Genomic DNA, 19,458 nt, shown 5'->3' with positions numbered 1-19,458 from the left:
TTTACCCCTTGTTTGCAGCCCGGAAGCCATTTTCCAGGTCGGCAATTAAATCTTCGCCATCTTCAATACCGGTGGAGATACGCAGCAGCGTTTCGGAAATTCCGGCAGCAGCACGCGCTTCTGGTGCCATGCCCGCGTGTGTCATAGTTGCGGCGTGGGAGATCAGACTTTCAACGCCCCCTAACGATTCCGCCAGCGTAAACAATGACAACCCGCCGAGGAAACGGCGCAGCGTTTGCTCATCGCCATCCAGTTCAAAACTTAACATCGCGCCAAAGCCTTTTTGCTGACGCGCAGCAATCTCATGGCCCTGATTATCCGGCAATGACGGGTGATACAATTTTTTCACCAGCGGCTGAGTTTGCAGATAATCGACTATCGCCTGAGCATTACGTTGCGCCACCTCCATACGAGGAGACAAAGTACGCAGGCCGCGCAACAGCAGATAACTATCAAACGCGCCGCCGGTCACACCAATATTATTCGCCCACCATGCCAGTTCAGTGACCGTCTCCGGATCTTTGGCTATAACCACACCAGCCACCACGTCTGAGTGACCGTTTAAATATTTCGTGCATGAATGCAACACCAGATCGGCGCCTAATGCCAGTGGATTTTGCAGTGCCGGGCTTAAAAAAGTGTTGTCCACCACGCTGACCGCGCCAGCCTCGCGCGCCAGCTGGCAGATTTTCGCAATATCCACCACGCGCAGCAGCGGGTTGCTTGGGCTTTCTACCAGCACCAGCTTCGGTTTTTCTGCCAGCGCCGCCTGCAACGCCTGTTCATCGCCTTGATCGACAAACAGTACGCGATAACAGCCACGTTTTGCCAGACTGTCAAACAGTCGGTAGCTCCCGCCGTAGCAGTCGTGCGGTGCAACCAGCAGATCGCCAGGCTTAAGGAAGACAGTGGTCACCAAATGAATCGCCGACATGCCAGTATTGGTCAGTACAGCACCTGCACCACCTTCCAGTTCCGCCAGCGCACGTTGAACGACATCACGCGTTGGGTTGCCGCGACGCGAATAGTCATGAGCACGAGGTTCATTAAATCCGGTAAAGTTATAGGTGCTGGAGAGGTGAATCGGCGGGACAACGCAACCGTACTGTTCGTCGTCATTTAACCCGCTACGCACTGCGATGGTGGCCTGTTTACGCGTCATATTGAGAAGATCCTGGCTGAGTCGGTGAAAAGTCAGGCACCAGAGTAATCATTGTTACTATAGCCGTCAATACATCTGGACATCTAAACTTCTTTGCGTATAGATTGAGCAAACTGGAAATAGCCGTTAAAATTATATGCATTAGCGTACATCTGCGTCGGCTACTTCGTGTCAGGGCCGCGCCACTACGATAAACTACGCGCAATTATGGTCCGGGCTCAGGTTCTGGCCTCAATATTAATGACAAAGAGGATTAGGTATCTCATGGCTGAATGGAGCGGCGAATATATCAGCCCATACGCTGAGCACGGTAAGAAGAGTGAGCAAGTCAAAAAAATTACGGTTTCCATTCCTCTGAAGGTGTTAAAAATCCTTACCGATGAACGCACGCGTCGTCAGGTGAACAACCTGCGCCACGCCACCAACAGTGAACTGCTGTGTGAAGCGTTTCTGCATGCTTTTACCGGGCAACCATTACCCAACGATGAAGACCTGCGTAAAGAGCGCAGTGATGAAATCCCGGAAGAAGCAAAGGTAATCATGCGTGAACTGGGTATCAACCCGGAAACGTGGGAATACTGATTGTTAGAACAGATGAGAAAAGGCGGGATTGCTCCCGCCTTTTCTCGCTATGTTACTTACTGATACCATTAAGTTTATTCAATGTTTCTTCCATTTTGAGCGTCTCTTTACGGTTCAATGGATAGAAATAAATCAGAATAACCGCGGCCAAAAACAGGCATAACGCCGGTAAAAGATTCGCCATCGTATAGATGTTTTCCTGCACGATGCTGGTTTGCACAGCGCCACCTGTTGAAGATGATTGATAACCAATGATGGCCAACATAAAACCGCCAATGGCCCCTGCACACGCCTGACCAACCTTGCGGGCAAAGAAGTTCACACCATAGACGGTACCATCCTCGCGATCGCCGGTGACATACTGGTGATAATCACAAACATCGGTCATAAACGCCCAAATCATCAGGTTGAATAGTCCGGCCCCCAACGTCGCCAGGAACAGGAAAACCAAATAGACTTTCGCGTCGGTAATGTGGATGAAGAACATAATCAAATACATCGCTACTGCAAAGAGTAGCGCGCCGACGCTGGCCTCTTTTTTACCAAACCGCTTTGTGAGCCAGGATGCCGATGGTGCCAGCAAAACCAGGGAACCAAAGGTAAACAGCAACGCGACTGACATCGCCTCTTTATTGTGGAAATAGTCATTAAACAGATAAGTCATATTGGTACCGGACAATCCCTGATTAATCACAATCAGCAAATCCACAACCACTAAAACAATCAGCGCCTTATTGCGTGCCAGTCCCTTCAGCAACACCGAAACAGGCATGCTCTCTTTTCTCTCCACGCGCACGCGTTCGGTCGTTAACTGACAGGTCAAGGATAAAAAGATAAAGCCCAGCACTGCGCAACCAATGGAAATCCAGAAGAAGTGTTGCCCGGAAATCACCTGGCTTCCGTCCACCAGGGTGGTGTACATCAGGATCGGAATGAAAAAGCCAGTTGCCCCACCGCCGATAGCTGACCCAACGCTGCGCCAGGTTGACAGCGAGACACGATCATCCGGATTCGAGCTAATCGCCGCAGACATAGCGCCGTACGGAATACTCACGGTCGATAACAGCGAACCGTAAATGAAATAGGAGCAACAGATGTAGATAATTTTCGCCGTATAAGAAAAATCATTTACAAACGGCAGAAACAGGACAACTGCAATGATGCAAAATGGATACTTCATGCGACGCACCCACGGGTTAAAACGTCCATGTACCGTCAATTTAGAGGTATCGCATAAGCGTCCTACACCAACATCAACGAACGCATCAAAGAGTTTGGTCACAAAATAGAGTGAGCCAACAATAACGCCGGAAATACCGAGGACGTTAGTGTAATAAATCATTAAAAAACTATTAACTAAGCCAAGAATAAAACAGGTTCCGAGGTCACCACATAAATAACCAATTTTATCTCGAATTCCGAAAGGTCTGACGGCAGTGGGTTCATTATTTCCGATAATAGTTCCATCATTAGACATGATGTCAACTCCTTAGACATATTATTCACACAAACTATGCTTATCGATGTAATCAGTCGATATGAAAGCTATTACCGGTTAGAAGTTATAACCAAGACCGACACGATAACGGGTCTGACGATCGTCTGTCGTTGTTGTGTTATAACCCGAGGAAACGTTACCAACCTCAACAAATGGAACCCAGGAGCCTAGTTTATACGCCACGCGGAAGTTATATTCATAATCATCTTTCCGGTTGTTATATAAATCTTCGCTATCGGCAATTTTATAAATACCATTTAGCTCAAACATCCAGTCATTGACGTTATAACCAAGCCAGGCTTCCGGACGATAGACCATGCGGTCATCTTTGCCGTCAGTGTTTCTGCGCATGTACTCCTGACGATAGCGGAACGCGGTCCACCAGCTGTCGTTAATGTTGTACTGCACGCGGATATAAGGTTTATAAATCGTGATGTTATCGCCCGTTTCGATCGCAATACCTGGCTGCCAGATAAGATCCCGCCAGGTAAACTGATAGCTTGCAGTATACTCGTTGCCATTACTTTCCATATTATTCCACGCATCATTAGATTGCGTATCTTCGGAACGTGAAATGGCTTCGACTGCGACACCAAAACCAGTCGCAAAACGGTGAGACATATAAACACGATCGTAATTACGCCCATCGTCATAATATTCATGCCGGTAATCAACATAACCCGCTTGTGCGGCCGCAGAGAATAATGGAATCAGTAATAACGCAGATTTAAATTTCATGACAATCCCTCTTCACACTCAACAACGGAAATTACCCAACTCGTCCCGTCCATTAATGGGAAACGATGAAGGATTAAGAATAATTTTATATTTCCATGAAAGTGTATTTTAGAAAGAAAGCAGAAACCTTTGGTATTTTGCCAACAATTGGCATGAGTGGCAGAAATCAGAAGATAAAAATGACGCAGATCACCAGTAGAAACATTTTACCTAAAAAATAAAAACACCGTTTCATTTGTTAAATAAAAAACACTATTCAACACATCAATATAAATTTTAGTCTTCAAGCGCAGATACAAAAAAAGCGCCATAAGGCGCTTTTTTCTGACAGCTGAACTTACTTGCTGCCTGGGATGCTGAAACGCTTGTTGAAGCGATCAACACGGCCACCGGTAGCAACATCACGCTGCTTGCCAGTATAGAACGGGTGGCACTTGCTGCACACGTCGAGGTTCAGATCGTGACCGACAGTAGAGCGGATTTTAATGACGTTACCGCAAGAGCAGTTTGCAGTAATTTCTTCGTATTTCGGGTGAATATCTTTTTTCATGGGAAAACCTCGGTTTAAGGCCGCGTCGCTCTTCCAGCCCTAACGCCAGACACCACGCGATGTTAATAGTATAGGTCAGTGATACAAATTTGTATCAAAGGCGGCGAATCATACAGAAATTAACCTGCTCATGCAAACTGATCCGCATTCTACCCTCCACTAATGTGTATACTAACCCGCCAGATTTCAAGTCAGGATGATTCAATGCCCGTTGCGCACGTTGCCTTACCTGTTCCGCTACCTCGCACCTTTGACTACCTCCTGCCGGAAGGCTTGAGCGCCAAAGCCGGGTGTCGTGTACGCGTGCCTTTTGGCAAGCAGCAGGAGCGCGTGGGTATCGTCCTGTCCGTCAGCGAGCACAGTGAACTACCGCGGAGCGAATTGAAAGCCGTTCTCGAAGTGCTGGACAGCGAACCGGTCTACTCAACCTCTGTCTGGCGTCTGCTGTTGTGGGCGGCGGATTATTATCATCATCCTATCGGTGACGTACTGTTTCACGCTCTGCCAATTTTACTGCGCCAGGGACGTCCGGCGACAAACGCGCCCATGTGGTACTGGTTTGCCACTGAAGAAGGCCAGGTTATTGACCTCAACAGCCTGAAGCGTTCTCCCAAGCAGCAACAGGCGCTGGCTGCGCTACGCCAGGGAAAAATCTGGCGCGACCAGGTGGCTGAACTGGAATTTAATGACGCCGCATTACAGGCACTGCGGAAAAAAGGGCTGTGCTCCCTGGCGAGCGAAACGCCAGGCTTTAGCGACTGGCGTACGCACTACGCGGTTTCCGGTGAGCGTCTGCGGCTGAATACCGAACAGGCCACCGCCGTCGGGGCGATCCACAGCGCTTCTGACAGTTTTAGCGCCTGGCTATTAGCGGGCGTGACAGGATCGGGTAAAACAGAGGTCTATTTAAGCGTACTGGAAAATGTGCTCGCCCAGGGCAAACAGGCGCTGGTAATGGTGCCGGAGATTGGCCTGACGCCGCAAACTATTGCCCGTTTTCGCGAACGCTTCAATGCGCCGGTCGAAGTCCTGCACTCGGGTTTAAATGACAGTGAACGTCTTTCGGCATGGCTGAAGGCGAAAAATGGCGAAGCGGCAATTGTTATCGGCACGCGCTCGTCGCTGTTTACGCCGTTTAAAAATCTGGGCGTGATTGTCATCGACGAAGAGCACGACAGCTCTTATAAACAGCAGGAAGGCTGGCGCTATCATGCGCGCGACCTCGCGGTTTATCGCGCCCATAGCGAACAAATTCCCATCATTCTCGGCTCAGCTACCCCAGCGTTGGAAACGCTGTGCAACGTGCGGCAGAAAAAATACCGCATGTTGCGCCTGACGCGCCGTGCCGGGAATGCACGCCCAGCCACTCAGCACGTGCTGGATCTCAAAGGTCAGCAGGTACAGGCCGGGCTCGCCCCTGCGCTTATCGCCCGTATGCGTCAGCATCTGCAAGCGGATAACCAGGTGATCCTGTTTTTAAACCGCCGGGGTTTTGCGCCTGCCCTGCTGTGCCACGACTGTGGCTGGATTGCTGAATGCCCGCGCTGCGATCACTACTACACGCTGCATCAGGCGCAACACCATCTGCGCTGCCATCACTGCGACAGTCAGCGTCCGATACCGCGTCAATGCCCTTCCTGCGGCTCAACGCATATGGTTCCGGTAGGACTCGGCACCGAACAGCTTGAGCAGGCTCTGGCGCCTTTTTTCCCCGGCGTGCCAATCTCACGCATCGATCGCGACACTACCAGCCGCAAAGGCTCGCTGGAGCAGCATCTGGCGGAAGTGCATCGCGGCGGCGCGCGAATCCTGATCGGCACGCAAATGCTGGCGAAAGGCCACCATTTCCCGGACGTCACCCTGGTGGCGTTGCTGGACGTTGACGGCGCGCTGTTCTCCGCAGATTTCCGGTCGGCAGAACGCTTCGCCCAGCTCTACACGCAGGTTTCCGGGCGTGCCGGTCGCGCCGGGAAGCAGGGCGAAGTGGTACTGCAAACGCACCACCCTGAACATCCGCTGCTGCAAACCTTGCTGTATAAAGGGTATGACGCCTTTGCCGAGCAGGCGCTGGCAGAGCGACAAACGCTCCAGCTTCCCCCATGGACCAGCCATGTGATCGTGCGGGCAGAAGATCACAACAACCAGCATGCGCCGATGTTCTTACAGCAGTTACGAAATCTGATTCAGGCCAGTCCACTGGCCGATGAAAAACTGTGGGTGTTAGGCCCAGTTCCCGCCCTGGCGCCCAAACGTGGCGGTCGCTATCGCTGGCAAATTTTGTTGCAGCACCCGTCGCGAATTCGCCTGCAGCATATCGTCAGCGGAACGCTGGCGCTGATTAATACGTTACCCGATGCACGTAAGGTTAAATGGGTGCTGGATGTCGATCCCATCGAGGGATAATCCCTCACGATGCGAGGCGGATCGTAAAATTAAATATCCATCACACTTTTTATGAAAATTCTGTAACCGCTTCCATTCACTATCTGATAAAAATGTTTCAGATGAAGGCTATTCAAGGACGAGTCTGTGCCAGCAGCTCTCTGGCGAGGAGAAAGAGTGAAACCGAATAAGCAGGTTGCCGCCGCTACGATGAAAGATGTTGCTCTGAAGGCGAAAGTCTCAACGGCAACCGTATCCCGCGCATTAATGAACCCAGACAAAGTCTCGCAGTCAACCCGTAACAAGGTTGAGCAGGCAGCGCTTGAAGTGGGATATTTACCCCAATCAATGGGACGTAACGTTAAGCGTAATGAATCGCGTACCATTCTGGTGATTGTGCCGGATATCTGCGATCCGTTTTTTAGCGAAGTGATTCGTGGCATCGAAGTCACCGCCGCAGAACAGGGATATCTGGTTCTTATCGGCGATTGCGCGCACCAGAACCAGCAGGAAAAGACCTTCCTCAACCTCATAATTACCAAGCAGATCGATGGCATGGTGCTGCTCAGCTCGCGCCTGCCGTTTGATGCCAGTGTGGAAGAGCAACGCAACTTGCCACCGATGGTTATGTCCAACGAGTTCGCGCCAGAGCTGGAACTGCCCACCGTGCACATTGATAACCTCACCGCCGCCTTCAACGCGATGAACTATCTGCTGGAACTGGGGCATAAACGCATTGGCTGTATCGCCGGGCCCGAAGATATGCCGCTGTGCCATTACCGTCTGCAAGGTTACGTTCAGGCACTACGTCGCAGCGGAATTACGGTCGATCCGCATTTCATCGCGCGCGGTGACTTTACCTATGAAGCGGGAGCCAATGCGCTTAAACAGCTCCTGGCGCTACCACAGCCGCCTACCGCGGTCTTTTGTCACAGCGATGTCATGGCGCTTGGCGCCCTCTCTTACGCCAAACGTCAGGGTCTGAAGGTGCCCGACGATTTATCGATTATCGGCTTCGATAACATTTCGCTCGCGGAATTTTGTGATCCACCCCTGACAACCGTCGCACAGCCGCGTTTCGATATCGGACGTGAAGCTATGCTGTTACTGCTCGATCAATTACAAGGACAGAACGTCAGCAGTGGCTCACGTTTACTGGACTGCGAGCTTATTATTCGGGGTACTACCCGGGCACTGACGTAAAGTAAAGTGCTTTCGGACTCCCCTGTCTGGTCAAAGGCCCGCCGCTTAAGTAACATGGCGGGCTGACGAACGAATAAATACAGCGAAACGATAGTGGCACAACGAGATTATGTACGTCGCGGCCAACCGGCACCTTCGCGGCGCAAGAAGAGCACATCACGGAAAAAACAACGCAATACGCCTGCGGTATCGCCCGCAATGGTTGCTATTGCTGCAGCCGTACTCGTGACCTTTATCGGTGGTCTGTACTTCATTACGCATCACAAGAAAGAAGAGTCCGAAACGCTGCAAAACCAGAAAGTCACCGGTAATGGCATCCCGCCAAAACCGGAAGAGCGCTGGCGATACATTAAAGAGCTGGAAAGCCGTCAGCCTGGCGTACGTGCGCCTACCGAACCGTCTGCCGGCGGCGAGGTGCTGAACGCCGATCAGCTAACCAATGAGCAGCGCCAGCTATTGGCGCAGATGCAGGCTGATATGCGTCAACAGCCAACGCAGCTCAACGAAGTGCCGTGGAACGAACAAACGCCTGAACAGCGTCAGCAAACGCTGCAGCGCCAGCGTCAGGTACAGCAACAGCAATGGGCCAACACGCAGCAGCAGGCTCAACAGCCGCGCACGCAACCACGGGTAGCGGAACAGCCTTACCAGCAGCCGCAAACGCGTACGGCGCAAACCGCGCCGGTACAGCAGCCGAAAGCACAGCCAAAACCGGCGGCGCAACAGCCGTATCAGGATTTGCTGCAAACGCCTGCGCATACCACCGCCGCTCAGCCGAAAACGCAACCGGCCGCGCCAATAACGAATGAAACGCAACCGCCAAAACAGACAGCGGAGAAAAAAGATGAACGCCGTTGGATGGTTCAGTGCGGGTCATTTAAAGGCGCTGAGCAGGCAGAAACCGTGCGCGCGCAGCTGGCCTTTGAAGGGTTCAACTCGCGTATTACCACCAATAACGGCTGGAATCGCGTGGTCATTGGTCCGGTCAAAGGCAAAGAGAATGCCGACAACACCATCAGCCGCCTGAAGGTGGCTGGTCACACAAACTGCATTCGACTCGCCACTGGGGGTTGAAACCCCCAAAATCCCCCCCATCTATACTTGCATTACGCCCCGCACACTGTGCGGGGCCTGTACATTGCATTTGTAACCAAGGGGTCTGCTCGTGACAACAATAGTAAGCGTACGCCGTAACGGCCATGTGGTAATCGCCGGTGATGGTCAGGCCACACTGGGTAACACCGTAATGAAAGGCAACGTGAAGAAAGTCCGCCGTCTGTACAACGACAAAGTCATCGCGGGCTTTGCGGGCGGTACTGCGGATGCATTCACGCTGTTTGAACTGTTTGAACGCAAGCTGGAAATGCACCAGGGCCACCTGGTGAAGGCTGCCGTTGAACTGGCAAAAGACTGGCGTACAGACCGTATGCTGCGCAAACTCGAAGCGCTGCTGGCCGTCGCAGATGAAACGGCATCGCTCATCATCACCGGTAACGGCGACGTCATCCAGCCAGAAAACGATCTGATTGCCATCGGCTCCGGCGGTCCCTACGCCCAGGCTGCTGCACGCGCTCTGCTGGAAAACACCGAGCTTGGCGCACGCGAGATTGCTGAGAAAGCGTTGGATATTGCAGGGGATATCTGCATTTATACCAACCACTTCCATACCATCGAAGAATTGAACTCCAAAGCGTAAGGATCCCCCATGTCTGAAATGACTCCACGCGAAATTGTCAGCGAACTGAACAAACACATCATCGGCCAGGATAACGCTAAGCGTTCCGTGGCGATTGCCCTGCGTAACCGCTGGCGTCGTATGCAGCTCAACGAAGAGTTGCGCCATGAAGTCACGCCGAAAAACATTCTGATGATTGGCCCGACCGGCGTCGGTAAAACCGAAATCGCCCGTCGCCTGGCAAAACTGGCCAACGCGCCGTTCATCAAAGTTGAAGCAACCAAATTCACCGAAGTTGGCTATGTTGGTAAAGAAGTTGACTCAATCATCCGCGATCTGACCGATGCTGCCATTAAGATGGTTCGCGTTCAGGCAATCGAGAAAAACCGCTTCCGCGCTGAAGAGATGGCGGAAGAGCGCATTCTCGACGTGCTGATCCCACCGGCTAAAAATAACTGGGGACAGTCTGAACAGCCGCAGGAACCTTCTGCAGCGCGTCAGGCGTTCCGTAAAAAACTGCGTGAAGGCCAGCTGGATGATAAAGAGATCGAAATCGATCTCGCGGCCGCACCGATGGGCGTTGAAATTATGGCACCTCCGGGAATGGAAGAGATGACCAGCCAGCTGCAGTCCATGTTCCAGAACCTGGGCGGTCAGAAGCAAAAACCGCGTAAGCTGAAAATCAAAGACGCGATGAAACTGCTGATTGAAGAAGAAGCGGCCAAACTGGTGAACCCGGAAGAGCTGAAACAAGAAGCTATCGACGCCGTTGAGCAGCACGGGATCGTGTTTATCGACGAAATCGACAAAATCTGTAAACGCGGTGAATCCTCCGGCCCGGACGTGTCCCGCGAAGGCGTACAGCGCGACCTGCTGCCGCTGGTTGAAGGCTGCACGGTCTCCACCAAGCACGGTATGGTGAAAACAGATCATATTCTGTTTATCGCCTCTGGCGCATTCCAGGTGGCGAAACCGTCCGACCTGATCCCAGAACTACAGGGTCGTCTGCCGATTCGTGTCGAGCTGCAGGCGCTGACCACCAGCGATTTTGAGCGTATCCTTACCGAACCGAATGCCTCCATCACCGTGCAGTACAAAGCTCTGATGGCGACTGAAGGTGTGGACATCAACTTCACTGAATCCGGTATTAAACGCATTGCCGAAGCGGCCTGGCAGGTTAACGAAACCACCGAAAACATCGGTGCACGTCGTCTGCATACCGTTCTGGAACGTCTGATGGAAGATATTTCCTATGATGCGAGCGATTTGAACGGCCAAAGCATCACAATTGATGCCGAATATGTGAGCAAACATCTGGATGCGCTGGTCGCAGATGAAGATCTGAGCCGTTTTATCCTATAATCGCGTTCAATGCATTTTCATCACTGTTGATGGGGCTGATAAAGCCCCATTTTTATTGGCGCTAAATATGACTGAACAACAACAAATTAGCCGCTCACAAGCCTGGCTGGAAAGTTTACGACCTAAGACCTTACCGCTCGCCTTCGCGGCGATCATCGTCGGTACGGCATTAGCATGGTGGCAAGGGTACTTCAATCCGCTGGTTGCTCTGCTGGCATTGATTACGGCGGGATTACTGCAAATTCTGTCCAATCTCGCTAACGACTATGGCGATGCCGTCAAAGGCAGCGACAAGCCCGACCGCATAGGACCGCTGCGCGGTATGCAAAAAGGGGTCATCACCCAACAGCAGATGAAGCGGGCGCTGATCGTCACCGTGGTCTTGATCTGCCTGTCCGGTCTGGCCCTGGTTGCTGTGGCCTGTCACACGCTGGCAGATTTTGTCGGCTTCCTGGTGCTCGGCGGCCTGTCGATCATCGCCGCAATCACCTATACCGTAGGCAATCGCCCTTACGGATATATCGGTCTGGGCGATATTTCCGTGCTGGTGTTCTTCGGCTGGCTGAGCGTTATGGGAAGCTGGTATCTGCAGGCGCATACGTTGATTCCGGCGCTCATTCTGCCTGCTACCGCCTGCGGCCTGCTGGCAACTGCCGTGCTCAACGTCAACAATCTGCGCGATATCAACAGCGACAGAGAGAACGGCAAGAACACACTGGTCGTGCGTTTAGGCGCTGTCAATGCCCGCCGCTACCACGCCTGTCTGCTGATGGGCACGCTGGTCTGCCTGGCCCTGTTTAACCTGTTCTCACTGCAAAGCCTGTGGGGATGGCTGTTTATCCTCGCCGCTCCGCTGCTGATTAAACAGGCGCGATACGTGATGCGTGAGATGGATCCTGCGGCAATGCGCCCAATGCTGGAACGCACCGTAAAAGCGGCATTGTTAACTAACCTGCTGTTTGTCGTTGGAATTTTCTTAAGTCAGTGGTCTCTTTAACTGACAAATATCAATTAACAATTGATGATTTTGCCAACAGTACACATAGCGCGATATACTAAAAATTCTCGCAGCAACTGAACGTTGAGCCTATGAAATACGATACATCCGAGCTTTGTGACATCTATCAGGAAGATGTCAACGTCGTGGAACCACTGTTCTCTAACTTTGGAGGACGGTCGTCGTTTGGCGGACAAATCATCACGGTAAAATGTTTCGAGGACAACGGGTTGCTGTACGATCTGCTCGAACAAAACGGCCGTGGTCGCATTCTGCTGGTCGATGGCGGCGGTTCTGTCCGTCGTGCGCTGGTCGATGCCGAACTGGCTCGACTGGCCGTACAGAATGAATGGGAAGGTCTGGTCATCTACGGCTCAGTCCGTCAGGTAGACGATCTGGAAGAACTGGATATCGGCATTCAGGCGATTGCCGCCATTCCGGTCGGTGCCGCAGGGGAAGGTATTGGAGAAAGCGATGTACGCGTCAACTTTGGCGGTGTAACGTTCTTCTCTGGAGACCACCTGTACGCCGACAACACCGGGATAATCCTCTCCGAAGACCCGCTCGATATCGAGTAAAGAAAACACCGCAATTCGGTGTGATGCCAGTCGGTTAAACAACTGACTGGCTTTTTTTTGCCACACCACCCTTCCGATTCCCCCATCCAGCGCATTGACGAAGAAAAAACTCTCTCTATACCTAATGATGAATCTCATCACTCTCATCACGAGGTCATCATGCATATCGATCTGACAGGTAAAAAAGCGCTGGTCACCGGAGCCAGTCGTGGATTAGGGCGCGCCATTGCACTGTCGCTGGCGAAAGCCGGTGCTGATGTTGTTATAACCTATGAAAAATCCGCGGAGAAAGCCCAGGCCGTTGCCGATGAAATTACAGCACTTGGCCGCCATGGTGAGGCGATTCAGGCAAACAGTGCAGACGCTCAGGCGATTCAGAATGCCGTAAACCGCACGGTACAGTCACTCGGAGGACTGGATATCCTGGTCAACAACGCAGGGATCGCACGCGGCGGCCCGCTGGAGTCGCTGTCACTGGAAGACATCGACGCATTGATTAACGTGAACATCCGTGGCGTGGTAGTTGCCATACAGGCCGCGCTACCGCATCTCCCTGAAGGTGGGCGAATCATCAATATTGGCAGTTGTCTTGCCAACCGCGTCGCCCAGCCGGGGATTGCCGTCTACGCGATGACTAAATCAGCGCTCAACTCGCTAACCCGTGGCCTGGCTCGTGATCTCGGCCCACGAGGCATTACCGTTAATCTTGTCCATCCCGGCCCAACGGACAGTGATATGAACCCGGCAGATGGCGAGCAGGCAGAATCCCAACGACAGCTTATTGCGACAGGGCATTACGGAACACCGGAGGATGTTGCAGCGGCAGTGACGTTTCTGGCAAGCCCAGCGGCTGGGCAGATTTCCGGCACCGGTCTGGACGTAGATGGGGGGTTGAATGCCTGAAATTAACGTTGTGTTGCGGTAAAACGATTGTATTGCCGGATGACGGCTTACGCCTTATCCGGCCTACACAGGAACGATTACGCAATAGATTTCGTGTTGTAGCAAGGCGGCAAACGAAGGTATCCCCAGGAGCGTAGTAACTTAACTACGTGGCTGGGGTAACTGAGCGCAGCCAACGCAGCTACGGCACGAAAGATGAAGCGTAATTAGACTTCTTCCATACGACCCAGCAGGGCATGCAGACGATCCTGCCAGCCATTCTGCTGTTCTTTCAGGTTGTTGTTCTCACGCTCCAGCTCTTCACGCTGCTGCTGTGCAGTCTGAACTTCCTGCGACAGTGAGTTGTTCTTTTCTTTCAGCTCTTCGATTTCCATCTGTAACAACGTGATGGTATCAATCGCCTGCTGTACTTTTGCTTCCAGTTTCTCAAACACTTCTAATGACATCGTCATACCTCTCCTGAATTGCAAGGCGTTGATGGATAAAAATCCTCGTCCCGATAACCGGCGACGCCTTAATAAAAACGAGCGCACTCTACTTAACACCGATTGTATGAAGCCGCGTCATCGCTGTCCAGCGGCATCCCGCGCAGATTGCGGTTTGCAACACTTTTAGTCTTTCTCCTGGTGACATGACTGTCATAACTCTTAAGTGTTAACAGATTGATCAGTGAAATGATTCAGCTCACACTATTTTTGTATAACAAATACCGCACAATGGCGCGAAAACGCTCATTTTGTTGATGCAGTACACACATTTTAATTTCGATATTTCTCGTTTTTGAGCGTTAACGATAAATTAACAGTGTGCCTACCGGCTCCGGGGATGTCAGTGACCTTCTCGCACACAATAAACATTAAACTCTCTTCAGGATCCGATTATGAGTCAAACCTCAACCTTAAAAGGCCAGTGCATTGCTGAATTCCTCGGTACCGGGTTGTTGATTTTCTTCGGTGTGGGCTGTGTCGCTGCACTCAAAGTAGCTGGTGCTACTTTTGGTCAGTGGGAAATCAGTATCATCTGGGGTCTGGGGGTAGCGATGGCTATCTATCTGACCGCAGGTGTTTCTGGTGCACACCTGAATCCCGCGGTAACCATCGCACTCTGGCTGTTCGCCTGTTTTGATAAACGCAAAGTTGTTCCTTTTATTATTTCGCAAATTGCCGGCGCCTTTTGCGCAGCGGCATTGGTTTACGGGCTTTATTACAATCTTTTCATCGATTTTGAACAAACCAACCATATCGTGCGTGGCACTACCGAAAGCCTGGGTCTGGCGGGTACTTTCTCCACCTATCCGAATCCGCATATCAATTTTGTGCAGGCCTTCGCGGTTGAAATGGTCATTACCGCTATTCTAATGGGGCTGATTCTGGCTCTGACCGACGATGGTAACGGTGTACCTCGTGGTCCGCTGGCACCGCTGCTGATTGGCTTATTAATTGCCGTTATTGGTGCTTCCATGGGGCCGCTGACAGGTTTTGCGATGAACCCGGCACGTGACTTCGGACCGAAACTCTTCGCCTGGATGGCCGGATGGGGTGAGATTGCCTTCACAGGTGGTCGCGATATCCCTTACTTCCTGGTTCCGGTGTTTGGCCCGATTACCGGCGCGATTTTGGGCGCATGGGCATATCGCAAACTGATTGGTCGCCATTTACCGTGCGATGTCTGCGTGATTGAAGAAAAAGACGCGGCGGCCAACACTCAACAAAAAGCTTCGCTGTAATGTGACTACGGGACAAAAATTATGACTGAAAAAAAATATATCGTTGCGCTCGACCAGGGCACCACCAGCTCCCGCGCGGTCGTAATGGACCACGATGCGAATATCGTTGCCGTTTCACAGCGCGAATTCGAGCAAATCTACCCGAAAGCAGGTTGGGTAGAACACGACCCAATGGAAATTTGGGCAACCCAAAGCTCTACGCTGGTTGAAGTTCTGGCGAAAGCCGATATCAGTTCCGATGAAATTGCAGCGATCGGTATTACCAACCAGCGTGAAACCACCATCGTCTGGGAGCGTGAGACCGGTAAACCAATCTACAACGCCATTGTGTGGCAGTGTCGTCGTACCGCAGATATCTGCGAAAAGCTCAAGCGCGATGGCATGGAAGAATACATCCGTAACAACACCGGCCTGGTGATTGACCCGTACTTCTCTGGCACCAAGGTGAAATGGATCCTCGACCACGTTGAAGGCTCGCGTGAACGCGCTCGTCGCGGCGAACTGCTGTTTGGTACCGTGGATACCTGGCTTATCTGGAAAATGACGCAGGGACGCGTACACGTCACGGATTACACCAACGCTTCACGTACCATGCTGTTCAACATCCACTCCCTGGACTGGGATGACACGATGCTGGATGCGCTGGATATTCCGCGCGCCATGCTGCCAGAAGTGCGTCGCTCTTCTGAAGTGTACGGTCAGACCAACATTGGTGGTAAAGGCGGCATTCGTATTCCTATCTCCGGTATCGCCGGTGACCAGCAGGCAGCTCTGTTTGGCCAGCTGTGCGTAAAGGAAGGGATGGCGAAAAACACTTACGGTACCGGCTGCTTCATGCTGATGAATACCGGTGAGAAAGCCGTTAAGTCCGAAAACGGACTGCTGACCACCATCGCCTGCGGACCGACCGGGGAAGTGAACTACGCGCTGGAAGGTGCGGTATTTATGGCTGGCGCATCCATTCAGTGGCTGCGCGATGAAATGAAACTCATCAGCGATGCATTCGACTCTGAGTATTTCGCCACCAAAGTGAAAGACACCAACGGCGTGTACGTCGTTCCGGCATTTACTGGCCTGGGTGCACCGTACTGGGACCCGTATGCACGTGGCGCCATCTTCGGCCTGACCCGTGGCGTAAACTCCAACCACATCATCCGCGCAACGCTTGAGTCTATCGCTTATCAGACGCGTGATGTTCTGGAAGCGATGCAGGCTGACTCCGGTATTCGTCTGCACGCCCTGCGCGTTGACGGCGGTGCGGTCGCCAACAACTTCCTGATGCAGTTCCAGTCTGACATTCTGGGCACCCGCGTAGAGCGTCCGGAAGTTCGCGAAGTCACCGCATTAGGTGCAGCGTACCTGGCTGGCCTGGCAGTAGGCTTCTGGCAGAATCTGGATGAGTTGCAGGAGAAAGCGGTCATCGAGCGTGAATTCCGTCCAGGCATCGAAACCACCGAGCGTAACTTCCGTTACAGCGGCTGGAAAAAAGCGGTCAAACGCGCCATGGCATGGGAAGATCACGACGAGTAATACGTCATTGCCGGATGGCTACTTTGGCTTATCCGGCAAAATCTTCGTGCGGGGGCAACCCCGCACACACATCAATAATCTCGCCCCCTCCCCTGTGCTACACTTCGCGCCATTCCTTTCAGCTACGAGTTTGCAATGAGACGAGAACTTGCCATTGAATTTTCACGCGTGACCGAAGCGGCCGCGCTGGCTGGCTATAAATGGTTGGGCCGCGGCGATAAAAATACCGCTGACGGCGCGGCAGTGAACGCCATGCGTATTATGCTCAACCAGGTCAACATCGACGGCACCATCGTGATTGGCGAGGGTGAGATTGATGAAGCGCCGATGCTGTTTATCGGTGAAAAAGTCGGGACCGGTCTTGGCGATGCGGTCGACATCGCCGTCGATCCTATTGAAGGCACACGCATGACGGCAATGGGTCAGGCAAACGCGCTGGCCGTACTGGCTGTGGGCGATAAAGGCTGCTTCCTGAATGCGCCAGATATGTACATGGAAAAGCTGATTGTCGGCCCAGGCGCAAAAGGGTCTATCGACCTGAACCTGTCGCTGGAAGCCAACCTGCATAACGTTGCCGCTGCACTCAATAAACCGCTGAGTGAGCTGACCGTAACCATTCTGGCCAAACCACGCCATGATGAAACGATCGCCGAAATGCAAAAACTGGGCGTGCGCGTCTTCGCTATTCCAGACGGCGACGTTGCGGCCTCCATTCTGACCTGCATGCCAGACAGTGAAGTTGACGTGCTGTACGGCATTGGCGGCGCACCTGAAGGTGTGGTTTCCGCAGCTGTGATCCGCGCACTGGACGGCGACATGCAGGGCCGTTTGCTGGCGCGTCATGACGTCAAAGGCGACAGCGAAGAAAACCGTCGCATTGGCGAACAAGAACTGGCTCGTTGCGCCGCCATGGGCATTGAAGCGGGTAAAGCGCTGCGCCTCGATGAAATGGCGCGTAGCGACAACGTCATTTTCTCCGCCACCGGCATCACCAAAGGCGATTTGCTGGAAGGGATTAGCCGCAAAGGTAATATCGCCACCACCGAAACGCTGCTGATCCGCGGCAAATCACGTACGATCCGTCGCATTCAGTCGATTCACTACCTCGATCGTAAAGATCCCGATGTGCAGGCGCACATCCTGTAATTGATTTGATCAATAGAGCCTTCCAGCCCATATGGGCTGGAAATCTTTCGTCCAACGAACGAAGATAAGGCAATCAAAACAGACAGGAGAAAACCATGGCAGATTGGGTAACAGGCAAAGTCACAAAGGTGCAAAACTGGACCGATGCCCTGTTTAGTTTGACCGTGCGAGCTCCAGTTCTTCCTTTCACTGCAGGTCAGTTCACTAAACTTGGCCTTGAGATCGACGGCGAACGCGTCCAGCGCGCCTATTCTTACGTAAATGCCCCTGATAACCCCGATTTAGAGTTTTATCTGGTGACGGTTCCCGACGGCAAACTCAGCCCTCGTCTGGCAGCACTGAAGCCAGGCGATGAAGTGCAGGTGGTGAGTGAAGCTGCTGGTTTCTTCGTGCTGGATGAAGTCCCCGATTGCGAAACGCTATGGATGCTGGCGACCGGCACGGCTATCGGCCCATATTTGTCGATTCTGCAGTTAGGCAAGGACCTGGATCGCTTTAAAAATCTGGTGCTGGTCCACGCCGCGCGCTATGCCGCCGATTTGAGCTATCTACCGTTGATGCAGGCGTTGGAAAAACGCTACGAAGGTAAATTACGCATCCAGACGGTTGTCAGCCGTGAAACAGCCGCAGATTCGCTGACCGGACGTGTACCGGCGTTGATTGAAAGCGGTGAGCTAGAAAAAGCAGTCGGGTTGCCAATGGATAAAGAAACCAGCCATGTGATGCTGTGCGGAAACCCGCAAATGGTACGCGACACGCAGCAGTTGCTGAAAGAGACCCGGCAAATGACCAAACACCTGCGCCGTCGACCGGGCCATATGACCGCAGAGCACTACTGGTAAGAACGTTTTAATGCCCGGTAAACACCCGGGCATTTTGCCGGATGGCGCTTATCCGGCCTACGAGTCAGCTCTGTACTTTACGTCCTGCGTATCCTTACCATATTTATTTGCGTCCTGGGTGCCAATGAACGCCCCCAGATCGATAAGCATACCAACCAGAATCAACGTTGGAACAAAGCGGCCTACCGCCCATTGCCAGACGCCGGGTAATATCGCCCAATTTCCGGCCAGCAGCATCCACGCCAGGATAATCAACAGCGCCCACGCTCCGGAGCGCCCCCGGTCATGCAGACGTTTTACCGTCACTGCCGCCGTTGGCCATAGCAGACACACCAGACAAAAAGCCGCGGTCTGAATATCGAGTAATTGTTTGCTCGCCAGCGAAAACAGAACCAGCATGCTGACGATCCATAGGCCAATCCAAATCCAGAAATCACGGCGCCCGATGCGCCCTTTAAATGAGAATAACCACTGCTGTATGGTCATGTAAGTTCCTTTATTATTACCTTCCAGAACAGTTTACCCTTTTGACAAGCTCGACGGTTACCGTTTTAATCGTGAGCAATGAGAATGAAAGGTACGAT

At 52.4% G+C, this 19,458-nt stretch carries 19 protein-coding genes; 13 read left to right on the top strand and 6 right to left on the bottom strand.

Features of this window, described 5'->3' with window-relative positions; all coding sequences use genetic code 11:
* Position 1 precedes the first annotated feature (1 nt).
* Complete coding sequence (gene metB, locus WC1_RS00330; RefSeq protein WP_003028818.1) at positions 2 to 1,162, bottom strand: cystathionine gamma-synthase; 1,161 nt, start codon at positions 1,160 to 1,162, stop codon at positions 2 to 4.
* 264 nt (positions 1,163 to 1,426) lie between these two features.
* On the opposite strand from metB, the gene metJ reads away from it, so the two are divergent.
* Positions 1,427 to 1,744 (top strand): met regulon transcriptional regulator MetJ, encoded by a 318-nt coding sequence (gene metJ, locus WC1_RS00335; protein WP_003028816.1) that lies wholly within the window; start codon positions 1,427 to 1,429, stop codon positions 1,742 to 1,744.
* A 52-nt stretch (positions 1,745 to 1,796) separates the two neighbouring features.
* Here the strand turns inward: metJ and WC1_RS00340 are convergent, their stop codons facing one another.
* From WC1_RS00340 to rpmE, 3 genes are all read right to left on the bottom strand, one after another.
* Complete coding sequence (locus WC1_RS00340; RefSeq protein ID WP_016151277.1) at positions 1,797 to 3,221, bottom strand: MFS transporter; 1,425 nt, start codon at positions 3,219 to 3,221, stop codon at positions 1,797 to 1,799.
* A gap of 78 nt (positions 3,222 to 3,299) precedes the next feature.
* Positions 3,300 to 3,980 (bottom strand): oligogalacturonate-specific porin KdgM family protein, encoded by a 681-nt coding sequence (locus WC1_RS00345; protein ID WP_003028811.1) that lies wholly within the window; start codon positions 3,978 to 3,980, stop codon positions 3,300 to 3,302.
* A gap of 337 nt (positions 3,981 to 4,317) precedes the next feature.
* On the bottom strand, positions 4,318 to 4,530 hold the full coding sequence (gene rpmE / locus WC1_RS00350; RefSeq protein WP_003028810.1) for a 50S ribosomal protein L31: 213 nt from the start codon (positions 4,528 to 4,530) through the stop codon (positions 4,318 to 4,320).
* Between the two features lie 204 nt (positions 4,531 to 4,734).
* Here rpmE and priA point away from each other — a divergent pair, with 204 nt between their 5' ends.
* From priA to WC1_RS00390, 8 genes are all read left to right on the top strand, one after another.
* Positions 4,735 to 6,933 (top strand): primosomal protein N', encoded by a 2,199-nt coding sequence (gene priA, locus WC1_RS00355; protein ID WP_003840515.1) that lies wholly within the window; start codon positions 4,735 to 4,737, stop codon positions 6,931 to 6,933.
* A 156-nt stretch (positions 6,934 to 7,089) separates the two neighbouring features.
* Positions 7,090 to 8,115 carry a DNA-binding transcriptional regulator CytR gene (cytR, locus tag WC1_RS00360; RefSeq protein ID WP_003028807.1) on the top strand — a complete coding sequence of 342 codons (1,026 nt, stop codon included), beginning with the start codon at positions 7,090 to 7,092 and terminating at the stop codon, positions 8,113 to 8,115.
* Positions 8,116 to 8,208: 93 nt separating this feature from the next.
* Positions 8,209 to 9,189 (top strand): cell division protein FtsN, encoded by a 981-nt coding sequence (gene ftsN / locus WC1_RS00365; RefSeq protein ID WP_003840513.1) that lies wholly within the window; start codon positions 8,209 to 8,211, stop codon positions 9,187 to 9,189.
* Between the two features lie 91 nt (positions 9,190 to 9,280).
* On the top strand, positions 9,281 to 9,811 hold the full coding sequence (gene hslV / locus WC1_RS00370) for an ATP-dependent protease subunit HslV (protein ID WP_003028805.1): 531 nt from the start codon (positions 9,281 to 9,283) through the stop codon (positions 9,809 to 9,811).
* A gap of 9 nt (positions 9,812 to 9,820) precedes the next feature.
* Positions 9,821 to 11,152 (top strand): HslU--HslV peptidase ATPase subunit, encoded by a 1,332-nt coding sequence (gene hslU / locus WC1_RS00375; protein WP_003028803.1) that lies wholly within the window; start codon positions 9,821 to 9,823, stop codon positions 11,150 to 11,152.
* 67 nt (positions 11,153 to 11,219) lie between these two features.
* Positions 11,220 to 12,149 (top strand): 1,4-dihydroxy-2-naphthoate polyprenyltransferase, encoded by a 930-nt coding sequence (gene menA, locus WC1_RS00380; protein ID WP_003028801.1) that lies wholly within the window; start codon positions 11,220 to 11,222, stop codon positions 12,147 to 12,149.
* Between the two features lie 92 nt (positions 12,150 to 12,241).
* Complete coding sequence (gene rraA / locus WC1_RS00385; RefSeq protein WP_003028798.1) at positions 12,242 to 12,727, top strand: ribonuclease E activity regulator RraA; 486 nt, start codon at positions 12,242 to 12,244, stop codon at positions 12,725 to 12,727.
* Between the two features lie 159 nt (positions 12,728 to 12,886).
* A complete protein-coding gene (locus WC1_RS00390) occupies positions 12,887 to 13,630 on the top strand; it encodes an SDR family NAD(P)-dependent oxidoreductase (protein WP_003840511.1) in 744 nt (247 codons plus the stop codon).
* Between the two features lie 206 nt (positions 13,631 to 13,836).
* On the opposite strand, the gene zapB is transcribed toward WC1_RS00390, so the two are convergent.
* Entirely contained in the window at positions 13,837 to 14,082 is a 246-nt protein-coding gene (zapB, locus tag WC1_RS00395) for a septal ring assembly protein ZapB (protein WP_088732415.1), read from the bottom strand.
* 428 nt (positions 14,083 to 14,510) lie between these two features.
* Between zapB and WC1_RS00400 the strand changes: the two genes are divergently transcribed.
* The 4 genes from WC1_RS00400 to fpr all read left to right on the top strand — a co-directional run bounded on the left by WC1_RS00400 (position 14,511) and on the right by fpr (position 18,874).
* Entirely contained in the window at positions 14,511 to 15,356 is an 846-nt protein-coding gene (locus WC1_RS00400) for an MIP/aquaporin family protein (protein WP_003028793.1), read from the top strand.
* Between the two features lie 21 nt (positions 15,357 to 15,377).
* Complete coding sequence (gene glpK / locus WC1_RS00405; RefSeq protein WP_003028792.1) at positions 15,378 to 16,886, top strand: glycerol kinase GlpK; 1,509 nt, start codon at positions 15,378 to 15,380, stop codon at positions 16,884 to 16,886.
* A gap of 135 nt (positions 16,887 to 17,021) precedes the next feature.
* Positions 17,022 to 18,032 carry a class II fructose-bisphosphatase gene (gene glpX, locus WC1_RS00410; protein ID WP_003840506.1) on the top strand — a complete coding sequence of 337 codons (1,011 nt, stop codon included), beginning with the start codon at positions 17,022 to 17,024 and terminating at the stop codon, positions 18,030 to 18,032.
* Positions 18,033 to 18,127: 95 nt separating this feature from the next.
* Entirely contained in the window at positions 18,128 to 18,874 is a 747-nt protein-coding gene (gene fpr / locus WC1_RS00415; protein WP_003840504.1) for a ferredoxin--NADP(+) reductase, read from the top strand.
* Positions 18,875 to 18,931: 57 nt separating this feature from the next.
* On the opposite strand, the gene WC1_RS00420 is transcribed toward fpr, so the two are convergent.
* Entirely contained in the window at positions 18,932 to 19,360 is a 429-nt protein-coding gene (locus WC1_RS00420; RefSeq protein WP_016151275.1) for a DUF805 domain-containing protein, read from the bottom strand.
* Positions 19,361 to 19,458: the final 98 nt, after the last annotated feature.

Origin of the sequence: Citrobacter sp. KTE30 (assembly GCF_000398825.1) — a bacterium.
GTDB classification, from domain to species: domain Bacteria; phylum Pseudomonadota; class Gammaproteobacteria; order Enterobacterales; family Enterobacteriaceae; genus Citrobacter; species Citrobacter freundii.
This window is presented reverse-complemented; position numbering and strand designations above follow the sequence as displayed.